17 protein-coding genes are annotated in these 20,335 nt (G+C 50.4%); 15 read left to right on the forward strand and 2 right to left on the reverse strand.

The window, feature by feature from the left end:
* Positions 1–21 precede the first annotated feature (21 nt).
* Complete coding sequence (locus LKD71_RS06740; RefSeq protein WP_227614840.1) at positions 22–963, reverse strand: aldose epimerase family protein; 942 nt, start codon at positions 961–963, stop codon at positions 22–24.
* Position 964: 1 nt separating this feature from the next.
* A complete protein-coding gene (locus LKD71_RS06745) occupies positions 965–3,064 on the reverse strand; it encodes an alpha-galactosidase (protein ID WP_227614841.1) in 2,100 nt (699 codons plus the stop codon).
* A gap of 154 nt (positions 3,065–3,218) precedes the next feature.
* Here LKD71_RS06745 and LKD71_RS06750 point away from each other — a divergent pair, with 154 nt between their 5' ends.
* The 15 genes from LKD71_RS06750 (at position 3,219) to LKD71_RS06820 (ending at position 20,331) form a co-directional block, all read left to right on the forward strand.
* Entirely contained in the window at positions 3,219–4,055 is an 837-nt protein-coding gene (locus LKD71_RS06750) for an AraC family transcriptional regulator (protein ID WP_227614842.1), read from the forward strand.
* 879 nt (positions 4,056–4,934) lie between these two features.
* Positions 4,935–7,625: a hypothetical protein gene (locus LKD71_RS06755; protein ID WP_227614843.1), complete on the forward strand. Its 2,691-nt coding sequence runs from the start codon at positions 4,935–4,937 to the stop codon at positions 7,623–7,625.
* A gap of 130 nt (positions 7,626–7,755) precedes the next feature.
* Entirely contained in the window at positions 7,756–7,893 is a 138-nt protein-coding gene (locus tag LKD71_RS06760) for a hypothetical protein (RefSeq protein ID WP_227614844.1), read from the forward strand.
* A 239-nt stretch (positions 7,894–8,132) separates the two neighbouring features.
* The gene (locus LKD71_RS06765) at positions 8,133–8,708 is read left to right on the forward strand and encodes a TetR/AcrR family transcriptional regulator (protein ID WP_227614845.1); all 576 of its coding nucleotides are present in this window, start codon (positions 8,133–8,135) and stop codon (positions 8,706–8,708) included.
* Positions 8,709–8,748: 40 nt separating this feature from the next.
* Entirely contained in the window at positions 8,749–10,101 is a 1,353-nt protein-coding gene (locus tag LKD71_RS06770; RefSeq protein WP_227614846.1) for an alpha-amylase family glycosyl hydrolase, read from the forward strand.
* 121 nt (positions 10,102–10,222) lie between these two features.
* On the forward strand, positions 10,223–12,256 hold the full coding sequence (gene glgB / locus LKD71_RS06775; RefSeq protein WP_227614847.1) for a 1,4-alpha-glucan branching protein GlgB: 2,034 nt from the start codon (positions 10,223–10,225) through the stop codon (positions 12,254–12,256).
* Positions 12,257–12,299: 43 nt separating this feature from the next.
* Complete coding sequence (locus LKD71_RS06780; protein ID WP_227614848.1) at positions 12,300–12,506, forward strand: pro-sigmaK processing inhibitor BofA family protein; 207 nt, start codon at positions 12,300–12,302, stop codon at positions 12,504–12,506.
* A 227-nt stretch (positions 12,507–12,733) separates the two neighbouring features.
* On the forward strand, positions 12,734–13,210 hold the full coding sequence (locus LKD71_RS06785; protein ID WP_178045298.1) for an A24 family peptidase: 477 nt from the start codon (positions 12,734–12,736) through the stop codon (positions 13,208–13,210).
* Positions 13,211–13,223: 13 nt separating this feature from the next.
* A complete protein-coding gene (locus LKD71_RS06790; protein WP_178045297.1) occupies positions 13,224–14,330 on the forward strand; it encodes a P-loop NTPase family protein in 1,107 nt (368 codons plus the stop codon).
* Entirely contained in the window at positions 14,227–15,453 is a 1,227-nt protein-coding gene (locus LKD71_RS06795; protein ID WP_178045296.1) for a CpaF family protein, read from the forward strand. The genes LKD71_RS06790 and LKD71_RS06795 overlap by 104 nt, the downstream gene beginning before the upstream one ends.
* A 10-nt stretch (positions 15,454–15,463) precedes the next feature.
* Complete coding sequence (locus tag LKD71_RS06800) at positions 15,464–16,207, forward strand: type II secretion system F family protein (RefSeq protein ID WP_227614849.1); 744 nt, start codon at positions 15,464–15,466, stop codon at positions 16,205–16,207.
* Positions 16,197–17,558: a type II secretion system F family protein gene (locus tag LKD71_RS06805; protein ID WP_227614850.1), complete on the forward strand. Its 1,362-nt coding sequence runs from the start codon at positions 16,197–16,199 to the stop codon at positions 17,556–17,558. The genes LKD71_RS06800 and LKD71_RS06805 overlap by 11 nt, the downstream gene beginning before the upstream one ends.
* 34 nt (positions 17,559–17,592) lie before the next feature.
* A complete protein-coding gene (locus LKD71_RS06810; protein ID WP_227614851.1) occupies positions 17,593–17,760 on the forward strand; it encodes a Flp1 family type IVb pilin in 168 nt (55 codons plus the stop codon).
* Positions 17,761–17,777: 17 nt separating this feature from the next.
* The gene (locus tag LKD71_RS06815) at positions 17,778–19,334 is read left to right on the forward strand and encodes a DUF5702 domain-containing protein (RefSeq protein ID WP_227614852.1); all 1,557 of its coding nucleotides are present in this window, start codon (positions 17,778–17,780) and stop codon (positions 19,332–19,334) included.
* 85 nt (positions 19,335–19,419) lie between these two features.
* Positions 19,420–20,331: a hypothetical protein gene (locus LKD71_RS06820; RefSeq protein WP_227614853.1), complete on the forward strand. Its 912-nt coding sequence runs from the start codon at positions 19,420–19,422 to the stop codon at positions 20,329–20,331.
* The last annotated feature ends 4 nt before the right edge of the window (positions 20,332–20,335 follow it).

Here is a 20,335-nt window from a genome sequence, read left to right on the forward strand (position 1 = left end):
CGGAGAATGGGAAGGGAAAACTTACTCTTCCGTGAGAGCGAGCTCCAGGGAAAAATGAAAAGGCTCCTCTTTTTTCAGAAAACAGAGGCTTCCGCTTTCGGCGGCTTTCGGGATGCTGTCGTAGTAGCCATTGGCGGGCTCCAGAGCGCAATTGTAGTCTCCGCGGAAACCGCCGGCAGTGATCCAGAGGCCGAGATAGGGTAGTTTTTCCGGATCATAGCGGAAGGTACAACGAAGGCCCTGAGAAGGGTAGCGGTAGCCGCAGAAGCCGTTTTTCACCTTCTGATCCACATAATATTTCACCATGGTCCGGGAACTCTTCGGCGGAACACGGGTGAAATCATAACGGGAATCCCCCAGGAAAAAATGCTCTCCTGCCGGCCCTAATTCCAGGGAGTCCAGCACATTTTCAAAGGACTGGACGTCGCTGCTGTAGAAAAATTCCATATCTTCCTCATAGCGAACCAGCCCGTGAAAGGCCCAGAGGCAGGGAAAAGGCGTTTCGCCGGTATTTCGGATCTCATATTCCAGCAGAAGTTTTTCGCCCGAGAGGGAGATGGTCTTCTGATAAAAATAAGGAAAGAGGGGACTCGTAAATGAGAGAATCACCCGGTTCGGCAAAGTCCTGTTTTTCATGGAACTGCTCCAGATTTCTCCGTGGTCCGGATAGGCGCTGTGAGGAACCTGCTCCGGCGGCAGAATGGCGGCCAGAGTTTCCGACTCGCAGGGATCGATACTCGGAAAGGCATCATCCAGGCCGGAAGCATCATATCTGGAAAAATCGTCCCCCACATGAGGCAGGTGGTAAAAAGCTTCCTGATTCTGAGCAGCCAGCTCAAAATTTTTCTTTTTATGAAAAACGGAGGCCAGCTTTCCGCCAAGAGCCGGGAGAATAATCACCCGCAGCACGTCGTTTTCCAGGGAGAGGGCATCGAGGTTTTTCCAGAGGGTCTTGGTAATCATTTCAGGCCTCCTTTTCTGTGAAAATGATGAGGCGGCTGTCGTAGTCTCCCTTCATATGAAGCGCCAGGCCGAACTGCATGAGATAAGCGCCGGTTTTTCGTAAAATTTTGCCATCCAGTTCATATTCATAAACAGCGTTTTCTTTCAGGCCGCGAAGCTTGACGGTGTGCCAGATCTCGCCGAAGCGCTCGTGATCCAGAAATAAGAAGAGAGCGGACTGATTGTCGCGAACGTACTGAACAGCCTGGAGGGACGCAGTTTTCAGGGAGGAGAGGCGGTAGAGCTCGCCAAACTGAACCGTATTCCGAACCTTCTTATAGTCAGCGATGTACCCGGCGATTTCCGTGAGTTTTTCATCGGAAGCCCGGTTCAGGTCGATGCCGATCCCCAGGGCGCCGCACATGGAACTGTGCATGCTGAAAGCGAGAGGCAGTTTCCGCTGGTTCATGCCGAAATCATCGGTGAGCCAGGCCCGCATGTATTTGACGGGATAAAAATAACTGTAAGCTTCCTGGATGAAAAGCCGGTCGAGCGGATCTGTGTTGTCGCTGGGCCAGTACTCGTCGAAGCGCTCCAGCGCGCCGTAATCCACCCGGCCTCCGCCGGAAGCGCAGGCCTCCAGTTCCACCTTCGGATGGCGTTTTTTCAATTCCTCAGCGAGCCGGTAGACACCTTCAGTGCTGCAGAAATGAAGTTCTTTCCACTGACGCGGCTCCCGGGTGGGAGAACCGGCCTCTGAGAGATAACGGTTCATGTCCCATTTGATATAGTCGATGGCGTTCTCAGAGAGGAGTTCATCCAGTACCTGAATGAGATAATCCACCACCTCCGGGTTTGCCATATCGAGTTCATACTGATTTCGGCCCATGAGGATCTCCCGGTTGGGATAGGAGAGCACCCATTCCGGATGTTTTGAAAAAAGACGGCTTTTCGGATTGACCATCTCGGGCTCAATCCAGAGGCCGAATTTCATGCCCAGCCGGTGCACCTCGTCGATGAGTTCATTCATGCCGTTGGGGAATTTTTCCGGGTCCACATACCAGTCACCAAGGCCTGCAGTGTCGTCATTTCTTCCGATGAACCAGCCGTCGTCCACGACGAAAAGCTCCACGCCCATGGCGGCGGCCCGGCGTGCCAGCTCGATCTGCTCGCTGCAGCGAACAGAAAAAGTGGTGGAATACCAGGAATTATAGAGAACCGGAAGGGGCTTATCTGCCAGCTCCCGGGGTATCAGCTGCTCCAGGGCAAAAGAATGAAGGGTATGGGTCATTTTTTCAAAACCGCCGTCTGAGTAGCCCGCATAGACCGCCGGGGTGGTGAAAGTCTCGCCTGCATTCAGCCTCCAGGAAAAATCCGTGTCGTTCATGCCGATGAGAATGTTGGTGAAACCGGCGTTGACGGCCTCCACGGTGACTTTGAAATTGCCGGAGTAGGAGAGGGCTCCATAATAAACGTCGCCGGTGGTTTCCGTGGCGTTTTTATGCACAAGAAAAACGGGATTGGCTGTGTGGGCCGTGAGGCCGTAAAGGCTTTCATAGACCTTTTTTCCGACGGTCACGGGATCGGACTGCTCAAGAAATTCCGCGCCCCAGCGGCCATTGTAGTTGAGAGAGGTGTAACCGGTGCCGGGAAGGCCGAACTGGGCGGAGCAGAAGCGCTCGATGACAATGGGCTCACTTCCGGTATTTTCCGCGGAGCTCCAGCGCCGGATGAGGTCCGCCTCCGGGAAGACCTCATAGAAAAGATGAATGCGGAAGGGATAGAATTCGTCCTGAAGAATCAGCTCCAGCCGCTCGTCCTCGACCTGGCACTCGCTTAACCTGTAGCGAAAATCCCGAACCTGATCAGAAAAGGTCACTTTCAGGGCCGTTTCCTTGAAATGCATGGTTCCGAAAGCAGAAAATTCTTCCTTCAGAATCTGCGGCTCACTGAGGTTGACCACAGAAAAAGGACAGGGATTTTCGAGAAAATCTTCCACATGGGGGATTTTTTTACCCCAGTAGATGTTTGCGAGGAAGCCCTTTTCGGAGAGGCCGAAAATATAGCTGATGTGAGCGGTCTCCAGGGCGAAAAGTCGGTTTTCAAAATTTAAAATAGGCATGAGAATACCTCCTGATTTATATATTTTCATGGAATGCTTGCGTCCATTATCGCGGAAAGAAAAGAAAAAAGATATAAACAAGGCGTGTATTGATTTATATAAATCTTGTATAACATCGGCGGCGGGTTTATGATAAAGAAAAGGAGAGGATTCTATGCTTGTACACGATCAGTATATTTATCCGGAGAAACCGGACTGCGACGACGATATCGTTGTCTTTCATTCCGGTTTTTCTTCGACGATGGCGAACTACAGCCACGGGAAAGACACCAGGGATTATTATCTGATCCACTGGGTTACCCGGGGCCGCGGGACCTACCAGACGGAGACAGCGAAGTACAATCTTAAAGAGGGCGACGGCTTTCTGATCCTGCCGGGTCAGACCATTGTTCACACAGCGGACAAAGAGGAACCCTGGGATCTCTGCTGGGTCGCTTTTTTCGGACGGAAAGTAGAGGAGATTCTGAAGGAAGCCGGTCTGGATAGGGAGCACCTGATCTTTCATTATGATAAGGACACGTTTCTGGAGGACTGCATCCAGAACATCTATAAAGAAAGCCAGACTGGAAAAAATGTGCTCTACATCACGGGGCAGTTTTATCTTTTCATGGCGCGGCTGGCGGAGGAAAAACAGAAGGAACGCTTCCTCAGTACCGAGAGCAGCCAGTTCTCGCGCTTTGAGGAGGCCATGAATTACATCCGGCGAAATATCCGCAGCCAGATTTCCGTGGCCCAGCTGGCCAACAGCATGCGCCTGGACCCCTCCCAGGTTTATCGGATCTTCCAGAAGCACACAGGCCGGTCGCCTCAGCAGGTGATCGCGGAGCTTCGGATGGAAAAGGCCTGCGAATTTCTGGAAAAAACGGATCTCTCCATCCGGGACATCGCGGAGTGGCTGGGCTATGAGTACCAGTCTCATTTTACTAAACAGTTCAAAGTGCACCGGAAAATGAGCCCGTCCGCTTATCGGAAGCTCTGTAGAAATAACTGAATTTTCATAATATTTCTATAAATTATAAAAATTAAAAAGAATAGAACAACTAAAATCATATTTTTAAAAGAAAAATGAAAAATAGTGTTGACAAATAAAAGAAGACATGCTATTATAATGTCAACAACAAACAAGAACTTCTAAAAACACTTACCATTCTCCAGTGACGAGAAAGCTGAAGGAACCGGAGTGAAAGAGAAGCTCAAGTTGTTAGAGGTACTCGTAGAAATAAATAAAGGGAGGTCAGTTCCAATGGGAAGTCCGATCGATCATTCTATTCAATATGGATGTGGTATGGCAAAGGTTTCCTGCATGAATGACCTTTATCTCAATAATAAATAATCCGGAAAGATCGAATATAGTCCAGATAATCGGAGAGTAAATAAACCGGAGCCGAGATAAAGCGAAAAGATTTGTCACCATATTGAAGTAATACCACAAAGACATTCAAAGGTTTTTATTCCAAGCGGATAAAAAATACGTTAACTTATATAACAATTGAAGGTATATGAAAGTAAAGATTTATATATCGAGAGAACTTATATAAATTATCGTATCGAAGAGAATATCAGGAAAATATGATCGAAAACTTTGAGTTTTATCAAAAGGATGAAGGCTTTAACAGATTCCTTCTTAAATATAAGAAAGCAGGAAACTACAAAATATAAGAATATTTCCTCCGATTAATAAAAATATAGAGAAAGAAAACTGAATATGACAGAAGAACATTAAACAGCCGTTATCGAAGCAAAGCGATAGCGGCTGTTTTTCGCAGTTTTATGGGAAAAACAGGGCCGTTTCTTTTGACAAGGAGTTTGAGGTATGGTACACTGTATCTATCTATGTAACCCAAAAGGTAACTGTCAAGAGGTGAAAACATTGGATAAATACGAATATAGTCTCAAATTGGATGAGATTAAAAAATTAGTCACCAGCGGAAACTATGAGGAAGCGGTCAAGGTGGCGGATACCGTGGAATGGAAGCGTGTTCGCAATACTCGGACTCTCTGCATGGTCAGTGAAATATATGAAGCAAATGATAGATTAGAGGATAGCAAGGAAATTCTTCTTCGTGCATACCGGAGATCTCAGACGACGAGAACGATTCTGTTCCGCCTGACGGAAGTCGCCATCAAGATGAAGGAATTTGATGAGGCTGTGGAGTATTACAGCGAGTTTGTAAACGCCGCACCCAACGATACTTCCCGTTATATTCTTAAATATGAGATCTATAAGGGAAGAGGTTCTTCTCTGGAAGATCAGATTTCCATTCTGGAAGAATATAAGGAAGCAGAGTATACGGAGCAGTGGGGATATGAGCTTGCCAAACTTTACTATCAGGCAGGGGAAAAACAGAAATGTATCGAGAGCTGTGATGACCTGGTTCTCTGGTTCCGTCAGGGCAAGTATGTGATCAAAGCTCTGGAGCTGAAACGTTCCCTGACTGACCTAACACCGGTGCAGCAGGCGATTTACGACCACAGAGATGAAATGATGCCCATTAAGGAGCGGGTGGAGGCAGCCGTTCCGGAGCTGGAAAAGATCATTGTAGATAAAATGCCTTCCAATGAGACGGATGCGATCACGGAAAATATCATTTCTGAGACCCAGAAGGAGCTCGCCCAGGCGGTAAGCCAGCATACGGCAGCCGCAGAGCAGGAGGTTTTGGAACCGGTACAGGATCAGTCCTGGAGATACGCCACCGGCGGAACGACGAGAGTGATGCCCACAGATGCAGTGAAAGAAACTCTTCAGCAGGAGAACACTACAGCAGCTCCGGATACAGCTTTTGATGCACAGCAGCTGCAGAAAGAGCTGGCAGAGAGCATGCGGGAGATTATTTCCGGCATCCATCCGGCAGAGACTGAAGCGGAGATTGTGGAGCCGAAAAATGATATGTCTTTCTTTGAAGACAGAGCGGCAGACGTATCGGTGGAACAGCCGAAGGAATCTATCGATGATATTCTGGTATCTATGAGCGGCGCCGATGAGGCCGCTTCCACAGCAGAGCAGGAAGAGCCAGAGAAAGAAATTCCGGAAATGCCTGTGATGCCGGAGCAGCCGGTGGAACCGGTAAAAACGGTCGCAGAGAATCCGAATCTGAGACCTCAGATGCAGAATAGCGGAACAGCAGCTTCCGGCTTTGCCGCACTGGAGGCTCAGGCCGCAAAGATGCGGGCAGAGGCCCAGCAGGCAGCCGGGCTGAATGAACAGCTGGCGGCCCGGGCAGGCGTGGATCGTGATAAAGAAGAGAAGGTTAAAGTGGCAGCTCAGCAGCAGCCGAGGACAGAGAAGCCTGTCAGCCGGCCGAAGGCGGAGATGCCGGTGCAGCAGCCGGTCATGAAGGCTCAGACACAGGCTCCGGTCAATGGCGCAGGCCAGCCAACCGAGAGACAGACACAGCCGCAGCTGAATGTAGGCCAGCCCATGCAGGGACAGGCACCGCAGCAGATGAATGCTGGTCAACCCGTGCAGGGACAGGCACCGCAGCAGATGGACGCAGGCCAGCCCATGCAGGGAATGGCACCGCAGCAGCCGAACGGCAGTCAACCCATGCAGGGAATGGCTCCACAGCAGCCGAACGTTGGCCAGCCCATGCAGGGAATGGCTCCACAGCAGCCGAACGTTGGCCAGCCCATGCAGGGAATGGCGCCGCAGCCAGCCGCAATGAATGGCCAGCCGCAGCCGCCTCGCCAGAACAATGTAAATCAGGCCCAGGGTGTGATCCGTATGGAGCGCGCAGGCAGAAATGCCGAGCAGGCAGCGGCCCGGCAGAATCCTTACCAGCAGGCAGCATACCGGCCTCATCAGAGCCTGACCTTAAGCCAGCAGCAGATGTTCTCTTATTTCTCCACAATTCAGGGACTTCAGGAGCAAATCGCTTTCGCACTGAATGAATCTTTGATTAAGGTTCAGAAGGATAAAACGTCAAGAAGCGGCAATCTGGTGATCACAGGTGATCCCGGAAGTGGAAGAACGACGCTGGGTATCCGTTTTGCCAAGGCTCTGTGCCAGGGACGGGGAAGCAGCGCTGCCAGAGTCGCAAAGATCTATGCAGAGGATTTTAATAAGAAAGATATCCCCTCTACGGTGGCAAAGATTGCCGGAGGTACTCTCATCATTGAGGAAGCCGGAGATTTGGCAGAGGAATCCATCGCACAGCTTTCCAAGGCCATGGAGTTCCGCACAGACGGTCTTCTGGTAATTCTGGAGGATGAGAAGAGTTATCTGAAAGAGCTTTTCGACAAGAATCCGACCTTTGCAGAGAAATTTACCTCTGAAATCTCCATTCCGATCATGACGAATGACGAACTGGTGACCTTTGGTAAGATCTATGCATATGATGAGGATTATCGTATCGATGATTCTGCTACGGTGGCCCTTTATAACCGGATCAGTGAGATGCAGACACCGGAGCATCCGGTATGCATTGCTGACGTAAGAGATATTGTAGATGACGCCATCCAGCGCTCTGAGCGCACCGGTATCCGTAAGCTTGGAAGAATCCTTTCCCACAAGCGCTACGACGAAGACGACAGAGTCATTCTGTACGAGAAAGATTTTAAATAATAAGAAGAAATAAAGCGGACGCGCAGGCCGGTCAAAGGCAGCCGTCCGCTTTTTCTATAGGGAAAATTACCTCCGTGGGACGGTGAATAACTTGACTTAAACCCGACTTTAAGATGTAGGATGAAAGTAAATGAAAATTCTTGCGAAGGCTGGAGACGAGCTGGCAAAAGACCATTACCGGAAGCTGGAGCTTCACGCAGGAGAGTGTGTAAGCTGCGGTCATTGCAACAAACGCTGTCTTTCCATGTGGATCAGATGGCCAGAATGAAAGAGATCAAAGAATATTTTGGCATGTAATCGGAGTTTTCAAGCTTAAAAAACTGCCTGTCGGACGAAAATTGGACAGGCAGTTTTTTATTCTTTTATATACCAAGAGGTATATAAAGGAATAGTGGAGAAAAAGAGAGTTTTCGGGCGAAAGAAGGAAAAATCTGCGGTGAAATACAGAGTCTTCCTGGTTGACATTTTATATACCGGGCGGTATAATTGAGACAGCAGGAGGGAACTATGGACAACAGAGAAAAAATCCTGAACTGCGCGCTGGAGCTTTTCCATGCCAGAGGATATGACGCTGTTGGCGTGCAGGAGATCGCAGAGACGGCCGGCGTGACCAAGCCGACCCTCTATTATTATTTTGGAAACAAACGAGGCCTTCTGGAGGCTCTCCTTTCCCGGGAATATGCACAGTTTCGCAGCGAGGTTTTTGACGGCCGGGATGAGAAGGAGCAGATCTGGCTGACCCTGCCGAAGATCGCCTCCGCCTATGTGGATTACGGCATGAACCACCGGAAATCCTACATGCTGATGATGTCGCTTTTTTATTCGGCGAGAGAGAATGAAGCCTACCAGTCGGTAAAGCCTTTTGTGGAAGATCTCTATCAGAATATGGTGAGACTTTTCATGGGAGCCTCCGGCCAGCTGGGAAATATGAACGGCAGGCAGGAGCAGTTCGCCCTGGGTTTTACCGGAATGCTGGACCATTACATTCTTCTCATGGCGGCCCGGGAGCCGGAAGGCTATCAGGTGCCGCAGGCGACGAAGGAAGCGCTGGCGAAACAGTTTATGCACGGAATTTTCAGCTGATGGGACATCAGTAAAATACAATCTGGAGGTAAGAAACACAATGGGACATTGGTATAACGAGGCAGTTTTTTATCATATTTATCCGCTGGGCCTTCTGGGCGCACCGAAGAAAAATGAGGGAACAGAGATCGAGCACCGGATGAAGAAGCTTCTTCCCTGGATCGACCATATGAAGGACCTGGGCGTGACGGCCGTCTATATCGGCCCGCTCTTTGAATCCACCACCCACGGCTATGACACGAAGGATTATAAGAAAGTGGACCGCCGTCTGGGTGACAACGAGGATTTCAAAGATTTTGTTAAAAAATGCCACGAAGCCGGTATCCGTGTGGTGGTGGACGGTGTGTTCAACCATACCGGCCGCGAATTTTTCGCCTTCCAGGATATCCAGAAAAACAGGGAACATTCTCCCTATGTGAACTGGTACAAGGGTGTGAACTTCGGATGGAACAGCCCCTACAACGACGGGTTCGGCTACGAGGCCTGGAGAAACTGCTTCGAGTTGGTGAACCTCAATCTTTACGAGCAGGCCGTGAGGGATTATCTCTTTGATGTGATCCATTTCTGGATCCAGGAGTTTGACATCGACGGAATCCGCCTGGACTGCGCGGACTGCCTGACCTTCGATTTCATGAAGGAGATGCGCTGGAGAACTTCTCAGGAAAAAGAGGATTTCTGGCTCATGGGCGAAGTGATTCACGGCGATTACGCCCGCTGGGCAAACGATGATGTGCTCCATTCCGTGACGAATTACGAACTGCACAAAGGTCTCTATTCCGGCCACAACGATCACAACTATTTTGAGATCGCTCACACGATCCGCCGGGAATTTGACGAGAACGGCGGTATTTACAAAGGAAGAACACTGTATTCCTTCGCGGATAACCACGATGTGGACCGTCTGGCCAGCAAGCTGAATAACAAAGCCCACATGTTCCCGGAGTACACACTTCTTTACACGCTGCCGGGTATTCCATCCATTTATTATGGTTCCGAGTGGGGCATTGAGGGAAGAAAAGAAGGCGGCAACGATGATCCGCTCCGTCCGGCTCTGAACCTGGCCGAGATGGAGGAAAAGTATAAGGACTGCCAGCTGACAGAGCATATCCGGATGCTTGGCAGACTGAAAAAAGAGCTTTCACCGCTCTCCGAAGGAAAATACAGAGAATTACTTCTGACCAACCGGCAGTACGCTTTTGCGAGAATCCAGGATGACAAGGCCGTGATCGTAGCCGTCAATAACGACGAAAATCCGGCGCACGTTTCCATTCCGGTGCCGGCAGGAGGAAATGCGGTAAACGCCGTTACCGGAGAGCCGGTCAATGTGGAAAATGGCCGCATCAACGCAGAACTTTCACCGGCCGGAAGCCTGATTGTATCTGTAAATATCTAAAATTATAAAGACTGCGGGGCAGAAAAAAGGCCCGGCAGTCTTTGGCGACTGAAAATATAAAAAACCTGACTACATAGATGGACCGAAAAAATATCATTCTAAGTATGAGGAGAAGGGGATTATGGAAGAAACAAAGAAAAGAACACGAAAAACAGCAGCGGTAAAAGAAGAAAAGATGGCAAAAAAAGCCCCTGCAGCGGCAAAAACAGCAGCAGAGAAAAAGCCTGCGGCCAAGCGGACAACTGCCAAAAAACAGGAAGTTCTTCAGATCGGCGAGCTGGATCAGTATCTCTTCGGTCAGGGAACCCATTATGACATTTACAAAAAGCTGGGCGCACATCTGACCAAAAGAAAGGGAAAAGAGGGCGTTTATTTTGCCGTCTGGGCGCCCCATGCGAAAGACGTCCATGTAGTCGGAGATTTTAACGGCTGGAACACGGGAGTGACTCCCATGAAGCGGCTGGAGCCTCTGGGAATCTGGGAAGCTTTTGTGCCCGGAGTTCAGGAAGACTGTCTCTACAAATATTATATTCTGACGGAAAAAGGCCAGGAGCTTTATAAGGCAGATCCTTTTGCTAGCGCCTCCGAGCTTCGTCCCGGAAATGCCTCCAAGGTGGCGGATATCAGCAAATTCCGCTGGACAGACAATACCTGGATGACGAAGCGGACCGAGAAAAATCCGGACGAAGAGCCTATGAGCATTTATGAGGTGCATCCGGGTTCCTGGAAAAAGCACCCTCACAATCCGGACACCGAGGACGGTTTCTACAGCTATCAGGAGTTTGCCCATTCTCTCGTAGAATATGTAAAAGATATGGGCTATACCCATGTGGAACTGATGGGAATCGCAGAGCATCCTTTTGACGGTTCCTGGGGCTATCAGGTGACCGGTTATTACGCACCGACCGCCCGTTATGGTTCACCTACTGATTTCAAATATCTGGTGAACTATCTCCACAAAAACAAGATCGGCGTCATTCTTGACTGGGTTCCGGCGCATTTCCCGAAAGATGCCCACGGACTGGCGGAGTTTGACGGAACCTGCTGTTATGAGTATGCAGATCCCAGAAAAGGCGAGCATCCGGACTGGGGTACCAAGGTCTTTGATTTCGGCAAAAATGAAGTGAAAAACTTCCTGATTGCCAATGCCCTCTACTGGATCGAGGAGTTCCATGTGGACGGTCTCCGTGTGGACGCGGTGGCCTCCATTCTCTATCTGGATTACGGCAGAAAAGACGGTCAGTGGTGCCCGAATATCTACGGCGGCAACAAGAATCTTGAGGCCATCGAGTTCTTCAAGCATCTGAACAGCGTTGTGCGGGGAAGAAACCACGGCACGGTGATGATTGCCGAGGAGTCGACTGCCTGGCCGAAGGTGACTGGAAAACCGGAGGATGACGGTCTGGGCTTCTCCATGAAATGGAACATGGGCTGGATGCATGACTTCCTTGAATATATGAAGCTGGATCCCTATTTCCGCCAGTTCAACCATAACCTGATGACCTTCTCCCTGACTTATGCTTATTCTGAAAAATACATCCTGGTGCTTTCTCATGATGAGGTCGTGCATCTGAAATGCTCTATGATCAACAAGATGCCGGGACTTTATGACGATAAGTTCTCCAATCTGAAAGCCGGTTATTCCTTCATGCTGGGCCATCCCGGTAAGAAACTGCTCTTCATGGGTCAGGATTTCGGACAGCTTCGGGAGTGGAGCGAGGAGAGAGAGCTTGACTGGTATCTGCTGGCTGAGGAGAAGCACAGTGAGCTTCAGAATTATGTGCGGGCCCTGCTTCATCTTTACCAGAAAAATAAAGCCCTCTACGATTCCGACCAGAGGTACGAGGGTTTCGAGTGGATCAATGCCAATGATAATACCAGAAGTATTTTCAGCTTTGTGCGTCATTCTCAGGATGGCAAGAACAATCTGCTCTTTGTCATCAACTTTACGCCCATGGCTCGTCCGGATTACCGGGTAGGCGTGCCGAAGAAAAAACAGTATCGTCTGGTTCTCAACAGCGATGCCGCGGAGTTCGGCGGAAGCGGAAAAGAGCAGCCGGAAGTATACCGGGCGGTACAGTCGGAGTGCGACGGAAGACCGTATTCCTTCGCTTACGATCTGCCGGCTTATGGTGTTGCAGTATTTAAGTTCTAAATATTTTTCCCTCTTGCATAGAAATGTGCAGGGGGGATTTTTTATGAGATTTTCGATAAGACGACTGGTCTGGAACTTCTTTTTCCGGATGGCGGTGGGTCTGGTGCTGATCGTTGCGGTGAATTTTGTCTGTACGCTGGCGAATATCCCGCTGTGGGTGGGCATTAATCCGGTGACGGCGGCTGCCACTGGATTCTTTGGGGTTCCAGGAGTTTTACTGCTCTATGGAGTCGTTGGTTATGGACTGTAAATTTTTGTGCAAAAGAGAGAAAAAGAAGAGCGGGGTGGAGAATCTTGACGTTTTCCAACCCGCTTTTTCTGTGCATTTCTGCGTATGGACAAACGTGGGCATTGCGTGTATAATGAAGCCATCTCAAAAACAAATCTTGCCAGTTCGGCAAACAAATCCACAGATTTAAAAATCAATAAAGAGGTGATTTTCTGGAAACAATCCAAAAAATTTCAGTCTGTCTTCTGGTGACGGCGGCAGTTTTTCAGGATCTGAGAAAAGGAATCATATCCAATGTTCTGATCCTTTTTGGCTTTCTGGGAGGGGCGGTTTTTCAGCTGATTCGTCTGGGAGGCTCTGGACTGATCCTGTTTTTCGGAAGCGCAGTCTTTCCGGTGCTGCTTTTTTCGATTCTTTATTATTTCCGTATGATCGGCGCGGGGGATATCAAGCTTCTGGCGGCTCTGGGCGGCTTCCTGGGAATCAGTGATCTTTTTCGTTGTCTGGTCTGTGCCCTGATTTTCGGGGGCATTCTGTCTTTATTTCTTATGATTTATCGAAAAAATCTGATCCGGAGATTTCAGTATCTGGCCGGTTATGTGTCTTCTTATATCCAGGGAAAAGAATGGCAGCCCTACCGCCGAAAAGGGGAAAAAGACGGGGAATTTCCGCTCTCTGTACCAATCGCTCTGAGCGTCTGGTTCTTTGCGGCGGGCTGGCTTTAAAAAGGAGGAGTTTATGAAGAAAAGTATTTTTGCAGTCTGTGATCTTGAGGCTTCCTATGCCTACAATCTTATGGAGGCCATCGACGAGAGGCAGGGGATGTCTTTTGAGGTTCAGGCCTTTACCAACGTGGAAAGTCTGATTTCCTATGCCAGGGAAAGGCATATCGAGCTGCTTCTGATCTCGGCCGCCGCCATGTGCGGGGAGCTTCTGAAGCTTTCCATCGGGAAAATCATGATTTTGTCAGAAGGAGAAAAGAAAAAGGAGCTCTCGGACTACCCCTGCATTTATAAATATCAGGCCTCGGACCAGCTGATCGCGGAGGTCATGAATTACTATGCGGTGGAGGCAGTTCCGGCCCCGGCCGCCATGCTGAAAAAGAAGGTGGAGATCATCGGGATCTATTCGCCGGTGGGCCGCTCGTTGAAGACTTCTCTGGCCCTTACTTACGGGCAGATCCGGGCCCGGGAGCATAAGGTGCTCTATCTGAATCTGGAGGAGTATGCGGGTTTTGAGACCCTGTTGGAGGAAAAATATGAGGCAGATCTAGCCGATCTTCTCTATTTTGCCCGGCTGGGGAGCGGTAATCTGGTCTACCGGATGGGAAGCCTGATCCGCCATCTGGGAGGGCTGGACTATATTCCGCCGGCTTTCTGTCCCGAGGACCTTCGGAACATTTCGCCGGGGGAGTGGACTTCTCTGATCCGGGATCTGGCGGAATACAGTGCTTATGATGTGCTTTTGCTGGATATCGGGTCGGCGGTGAACGGAATCACGGAGCTCTTGAAGCTCTGCACGAAGGTCTTTATGCCGGTATCCGGGGATGAGATTGCGGCGGCAAAGCTGGAGCAGTACGAGAGGGTGTTAAAGCAGCAGAACGCTTTGAATGTACTGGAGAAAACGCAAAAATTTTCCCTTCCCTTCGTGAGCGGAAGCGGAAAAGGGAAAGCATATATGGAACAGCTGGTCTGGGGAGAGCTGGGAGACTTTACCAGACAGCTCATCAGGGAGGAACAGGATGGACGAATGGGAACAGGAAGGACTGAACCTGCGAAAAAAACTCAGGGAACGGCTGGATCAGACACGGGAGGTGGAAGACCAGGAGATTTACCGGCAGATTGACGATCTGATTCTGGAAGAGACACGGAACCGCTATGTAAGTCTCAGGAGAAAAGAGGCGCTCCGGACCGAACTTTTCAACAGCATCCGGAAACTGGATATTCTTCAGGAACTCATCGATGATGATTCGGTCACGGAGATCATGGTCAACGGGACAGAAGGCATCTTTCTGGAACGGAATGGCCGCCTGCTCTGCTGGGAAAAGAAGATCACCTCGAAGGAAAAACTGGAGGATATGGTCCAGCAGATCGCCGGCCGCTGCAACCGGATCGTCAATGAGTCTGTGCCCGTGGCGGATGCCAGGCTCTCGGACGGTTCCAGAGTCAGTCTCGTGCTTCCGCCGGTGGCTTTAAACGGGCCGGTCATCACGATTCGGCGTTTCCCGAAAAATCCGATCCATATGGATCGGCTGGTGGAGCTTGGCGCTGTCACAACAGAGGCTGCGGCTTTTCTCAGAGCGCTGGTCAGAAGCGGCTACAATATTTTCATCAGCGGGGGAACCGGCTCTGGAAAGACCACATTTCTCAATGCGCTTTCCGATTTTATTCCGAAGGAGGAGCGGATCATCACCATCGAGGACAATGCGGAGCTTCAGATCCAGGGGGCAGAAAATCTGGTCCGGCTGGAGGCCAGACAGGCCAATACGGAAGGGAAAAATTCCGTGACGATCCGGGATCTCATCAAGGCAAGTTTACGAATGAGGCCGGACCGGATCGTGGTGGGAGAAGTCCGGGGCGAGGAGGCCCTGGATATGATTCAGAGCATGAATACGGGCCATGACGGTTCTTTGAGTACCGGCCATGCCAACAGCCCGAGAGATATGCTTTCGAGACTTGAGACCATGATTCTCATGGCGATGGAGCTTCCTCTTTCTGCCATCCGGCGACAGATTGCCTCGGCGGTGGATATTCTGATTCATCTTGGGAGAATGAGGGACCGGAGCCGGAAGGTGATGGAGATCGTTGAAATCACCGGCTATGACAGGGCTTCTGGAGAAATCACGGAGCGGACCCTGTTTCAGCTGGAGGAGACGAAAGAACAACCGATGGGGGTTCTTGTCAGAAAACAGGAGCTTCTCCATGTGGAGAAGCTGAACCGGGCGGGAATTGTACTGGAAAAGATGTGAGGGTGAGGCTATGGAGAGAGATTATGGAGTCTGGAAGTTTTCCGGGAAAGAGAAGGCGAAACTGATTTTGAGTTATTTGGGGCTCTGCGGGCTGGTGAGCTGGCTTTTTTATCATTCCTTCTGGGCGGTGCTTCCTTTTCTTGCCGGACTTCCGGTGTTCTTGAAGAAAAGCCGGGAAAAGCGTATTAAAGAGCGGAGAGAGGAGCTTCTGACGGAGTTCCTCACAGGGATCCGGGCGATAGCCAGCGCTCTGGACGCAGGTTATTCCATGGAAAATGCGCTGGGGGAAGCCCTGAAAGAGACGGAAAAGGTCTATGGGATGGATGGCGTTTTTACGGAGGAGCTGCGGGAGATGGAGCGGAAACGGAACTTAAACCAGAGTATGGAGACGCTCTGGGCAGATCTTGGCAAACGAAGCGGTCTGGAGGATATCGAAAATTTCGGGGAGATCTTTCAGGTGGCCCGTCGTTCCGGAGGAAATCTAAAGGAGATTATCCAGAGTACGGCGGACAATATCACCCGGAAGACAGAGACACGAAGGGAGATCGAGATCAGCCTGGCGGCGAAAAAAATGGAGCAGAAGGTTATGAGTGCGGTTCCGTTTTTCATTCTGGCTTATGTGGACCTGGGATCGCCGGAATTTCTGGAAGGTCTTTATCATAACAAGCTGGGGATTTTCATTATGACGGCTTGTCTGGGTCTTTACCTGGCAGCTTTTTTCTGGGGAAGGAGGATTGTGGAAATTGAAGTATGAACGGTGGAAAGAGCCCTTTGACCGGGCTGGGGAGTGGCTTGTCAGGCGTTTTCCGGGGCTTCTTGTGGGGAAGCAGGGACAGCAGAACGCGGCGAGCTTAAAGATGCTTAGAACAACGAAAAATACGATAACGCTGCAAGCTTATTATGAGAGAAAGTTTTCAAGGATGCTGATGTTTCTTTTCGGCGGCCTGATTTTTCTCGGGTTTCTGGCTCTGGGTTTTCAGGGGGAAGTGCATTGGCTGGAGCGGCCGTCGATTGAAAGGCCGGGGTATGGGGAAGGAAATCTGGAGGCAGAGCTGACCGTGGGATTTTCTGATGAAGAGACCGTGGATCTTTCCCTCAGTGTGGGGGAACGGAAATATTCTTCGGAGGAGGTTCAGAAGATTTTCCAGGGGGTTCTTGAGCATCTGGAAGAGCAGATTCTCGGGGAAAATGAGTCGCTGGAAGCGGTGCGGAAGAATCTGGTTTTTCCTGGTTCTTTCTGTGACGGGATCGTCACGGCAGTCTGGTCCGTGGACCCGCCGGATTATATAGACGATACCGGCCGTTTCCTAAGCGAACCACCAAAAGAAGGGATTCTGGCTACGGTAAAGGTGACGCTGACCTGTGAAAAAGAAGAGCTGATCCGGGAATTTCCGGTGAAGCTTCTGCCGCCGGAGCGGACTGAACTGGAAGAAAAAGCAGTGGAGCTGAAGGCGGAAGCGGAGGAAAACGGAGAGAAAACCCGGGAAGCGGAAGAGATGGTTCTTCCGGATAGCTGGAAAGGAACCCCCATCCGCTGGGGAACGAGGGAGGATTCACCACTTGGAGTGGGCTTTCTTCTGCTGGCGGTGGGACTCTGGTACCTCTACGGAAAGGACGACCGGGAACTGAAAAAAGAGGAGAAACATCGGAAACAGCAGATGATTCTCGATTATCCGGTGATTCTTTACAAGATGAGTATGCTTCTGGAGGCAGGAATGACCATCCGGGGAGCTTTCGGCAAGGTTGCCTTTCATTATAGGGACCAGAACGGGAAAGAAGTCCATTACGCCTACGAGGAGATGCTTCTCGCCTGCTACGAGATGGAGCAGGGAGTGGGCGAGGCTGCGGCTTACGAGGAATTTGGGCAGAAATGCGGAAATCTTCATTATCTGAAATTCGGTTCGCTGCTCTCCCAAAACCTGAAAAAAGGCTCCCGCGGCTTGGTGGAGCTTCTGGAACAGGAGGCGGAAAATGGAATGGAAGAGAGGAAGAGCCTGGCGAGGAAGCTGGGAGAAGAGGCCGGTACGAAGCTTTTGCTTCCGATGCTGCTCATGCTTATTCTGGTGATTGTGATACTGATGGTTCCGGCGATTTTGTCTTTTTAAAGGCTGGCCGGATAAGAAAAAGGAGGTTTGTCATATGGATCATGTAAAAATGTTTTTGCAGGAAGAAGACGGAGTCGGTGTGGTGGAGATCATTCTGATTCTTGTGGTACTGATCGGTCTCGTAGTGATTTTCAAAAATCAGCTGACCAAACTGGTAAACAATATTTTCAAGAAGATCACAAATCAGAGCAACGGCATCTGATGGGAAAGGAGGAAGCCATGGCGGAAAAAAGAGCGTACAGAGGGTCGATGACCGTATTTTTCAGTGTTCTTACCGTGCTTTTTCTGGCTCTGATTTCGGCCATGGCAGAGTCCGTACGGGTGCAGGGAGCCAGAGCAAAGGCTGCTTCCGTGCTGGATCTGGGGATTTTCTCTGTATTTGGAGAATATGAGAGAGATCTTCTGGAGGAGTACGAGGTCTTCGGAGTGGACGCATCTTATGGGGGCGAAGATTTTCAGAAGGAAAAGCTTTCGGAGAGGCTGGATTTTTTCATGAAGTATAACATCGAGCCCACCCGTGGAACCATGCTGACCGGAAATACGCTGTTTCCGGTACGGACGGAGGGGAGCAGCATCTTACGGACACTGCTTCTCACTGACGAGGACGGCTGGGTCTTCCGGGACCAGATTGTGCAGAATTTAAAGAGCGCCGCCGGGACAGAGCTGGCAGCAGAGTTTCTGGAAGCCCGGAAAAAGTCCCAGGAGATGGAGAAAAACCAGAAGGATTACGAAAAGCAGGAGCAGGAAGCAGAGAAAGCGCTTATTGAAGCCGAAGCGGCGCAGAGAGAGGAAGAAAAAGCTGCCGGGGGAAACTCCGGAGCAGATGATGGGAGTGTTGTGCCAATGGATCCGGATGGAAGCGCTCTTCCCGCTGTGCAGGAAAAGCCGGATAATCCGTTGGATCTGATCAAAAAGGTAAAGAAGATGGGGATTCTGGGGCTGGTTCTCGAAGATCCATCTTCTGTTTCCATGAAGGAACTGGTGAAAAAGGAGCTTGCCGGGGAGCGAAAGCGGGAAAAAGGCGATCTCAGCTGGGAACGGGAAAGCAGTGGTCTCATCGGCGACGGGATTTTTCAGGAGTATCTTTTCAGTCATTTTTCCAGCGCTATGGATACGGAGGAGAAAGAGACGGCTCTTTCCTATGAATTGGAGTATCTTCTCTGCGGGAAGGAAAGTGATGAGAAGAATCTGAAAGCGACTGTGAATAAACTGCTTCTTTTGCGGGAAGGTGTCAACTTTGTCTATATATTGGCGGACGGGGAGATGCGCCACAGTGCAGAACTTTTGGCAGCAGCTATTGCGGGAGGGGCTCCCGGTGTGACGACCGCTCTGACGGCAGCCCTTCTGGCAGCCTGGGCTTATGGGGAGAGTCTTCTGGACGTACGGATTCTTCTGGCAGGAGGAAAGGTCCCGGCGGTAAAGACAAAGGAGAGCTTTCAGCTGACGCTAGAAAACCTGGGGAAACTACCGGAAGTCCTCGCTTCCTGTAAGGAAAAAGCGGGGGAGGGACTGGACTACGAGGCCTATCTTCAGATGCTTTTTCTCACAGGAAAGAAAAAGAGCTATCCCATGCGGGCGCTGAATCTCATCGAGTGTAATCTGCGGAAAAAAGAGGGAATGGGTCATTTTCAGATTGATCACTGTATTGCGGGACTGGAGGCGGAAGCGGAGTGGGAACTGAGTCCGGTGTTTGCTGCGCTGCCAGAGGCGTTCTTAAAAACAGGGCTTGGTGCAGTGAATTATCATACCCGGGGGAAGTTTATTTATGAGATTTAGCAGAAATCAGCTGATGTGCTGCGCGGAAGGAAGATTTCTGACACAGTATGTTGCAGAATTACCATAGACAGGGAGGGAAGGAAGAATGTTCTTACAAGGAAAAGAAAACGTCTCACAGGCTGCAGACGACAGAAAGGAGAAAAAGGCTCTCCCGGCAGCCTTATCCCCGCAGAATGTTTTTGGCTCCGGCAGAAGAACATTCTTCCTTCCCCCTCTGAGAGCAGGACTTACGGTGGAGGCTGCCTGCATCCTGCCGTTGTTTCTCTGGGCTGTCCTGGCTGCACTGTATCTCATTGAGGTGTCGGTGGTTCAGGTGCGGCTGGTGGGCGGAATCCACGAGGCAGGCCGAAAGATGGCGCTGCTTTCCTACGGAATCTACGGAGGCACTTCTGAGGAGGAGAAGGGAACCGGTGTGGGCGAGGTCGTAGGTGGGGCGCTGACCGCGGTCTATGCGAAGAATTTAATTCTGAAAAAAGCAGAACTAGGTGAGACCTTGTTGAAAGAAAATGTGAAAGTCAGCCTGGTGACTTCGGATTTTTCGAATAAAGATATCATAGATTTAAGAGTGATGAGCAGGATTCAGCTTCCGATTCCTGTATACAGGCTTCGAGGGCTGAAATTTCTGGAGAGAGGTCGGGTACGGGCCTGGACGGGAAGATCGCCCTCAAATGGAAGTGGAGACGGGGATGAGAATGAAGGAGAGATGGTCTATGTGGCCTTAAACGGCAGCGTCTATCACCGGGATCCGGACTGCAGCTATATCAAGGTGAAGGTCCTCTCTGCCTCTGTGGCGGAGATGGACCGCAAGAGAAGCTCGGACGGTTCCAAATATTATGCCTGCAGCTGCTACGGAGCCCATCCCTCGCCGACAGTCTATTATACGCACTACGGCAATCGCTATCATGGCTCCTTAAGCTGCAGCGCTTTGAAGCGGACGGCCCAGAAGGTTCCGTTATCCTCAGTCAGTGGGTGGAAAGCCTGCTCAAAATGTGGATAACTTT

The organism is Fusicatenibacter faecihominis (genome assembly GCF_020686945.1).
GTDB classification, from domain to species: Bacteria; Bacillota; Clostridia; order Lachnospirales; family Lachnospiraceae; genus Limivivens; species Limivivens faecihominis.

Bases quoted from the DNA above. Each gene is read 5' to 3' on its own strand.
- LKD71_RS06780 (WP_227614848.1), top strand. From the start codon at position 12,300: ATGAGATTTTCGATAAGACGACTGGTCTGGAACTTCTTTTTCCGGATG.
- LKD71_RS06795 (WP_178045296.1), top strand. From the start codon at position 14,227: ATGGACGAATGGGAACAGGAAGGACTGAACCTGCGAAAAAAACTCAGG.
- LKD71_RS06820 (WP_227614853.1), top strand. From the start codon at position 19,420: ATGTTCTTACAAGGAAAAGAAAACGTCTCACAGGCTGCAGACGACAGA.
- LKD71_RS06815 (WP_227614852.1), top strand. From the start codon at position 17,778: ATGGCGGAAAAAAGAGCGTACAGAGGGTCGATGACCGTATTTTTCAGT.
- LKD71_RS06810 (WP_227614851.1), top strand. From the start codon at position 17,593: ATGGATCATGTAAAAATGTTTTTGCAGGAAGAAGACGGAGTCGGTGTG.
- LKD71_RS06740 (WP_227614840.1), bottom strand. From the start codon at position 963: ATGATTACCAAGACCCTCTGGAAAAACCTCGATGCCCTCTCCCTGGAA.
- glgB (WP_227614847.1), top strand. From the start codon at position 10,223: ATGGAAGAAACAAAGAAAAGAACACGAAAAACAGCAGCGGTAAAAGAA.
- LKD71_RS06790 (WP_178045297.1), top strand. From the start codon at position 13,224: ATGAAGAAAAGTATTTTTGCAGTCTGTGATCTTGAGGCTTCCTATGCC.
- LKD71_RS06760 (WP_227614844.1), top strand. From the start codon at position 7,756: ATGAAAATTCTTGCGAAGGCTGGAGACGAGCTGGCAAAAGACCATTAC.
- LKD71_RS06745 (WP_227614841.1), bottom strand. From the start codon at position 3,064: ATGCCTATTTTAAATTTTGAAAACCGACTTTTCGCCCTGGAGACCGCT.
- LKD71_RS06800 (WP_227614849.1), top strand. From the start codon at position 15,464: ATGGAGAGAGATTATGGAGTCTGGAAGTTTTCCGGGAAAGAGAAGGCG.
- LKD71_RS06765 (WP_227614845.1), top strand. From the start codon at position 8,133: ATGGACAACAGAGAAAAAATCCTGAACTGCGCGCTGGAGCTTTTCCAT.
- LKD71_RS06770 (WP_227614846.1), top strand. From the start codon at position 8,749: ATGGGACATTGGTATAACGAGGCAGTTTTTTATCATATTTATCCGCTG.
- LKD71_RS06750 (WP_227614842.1), top strand. From the start codon at position 3,219: ATGCTTGTACACGATCAGTATATTTATCCGGAGAAACCGGACTGCGAC.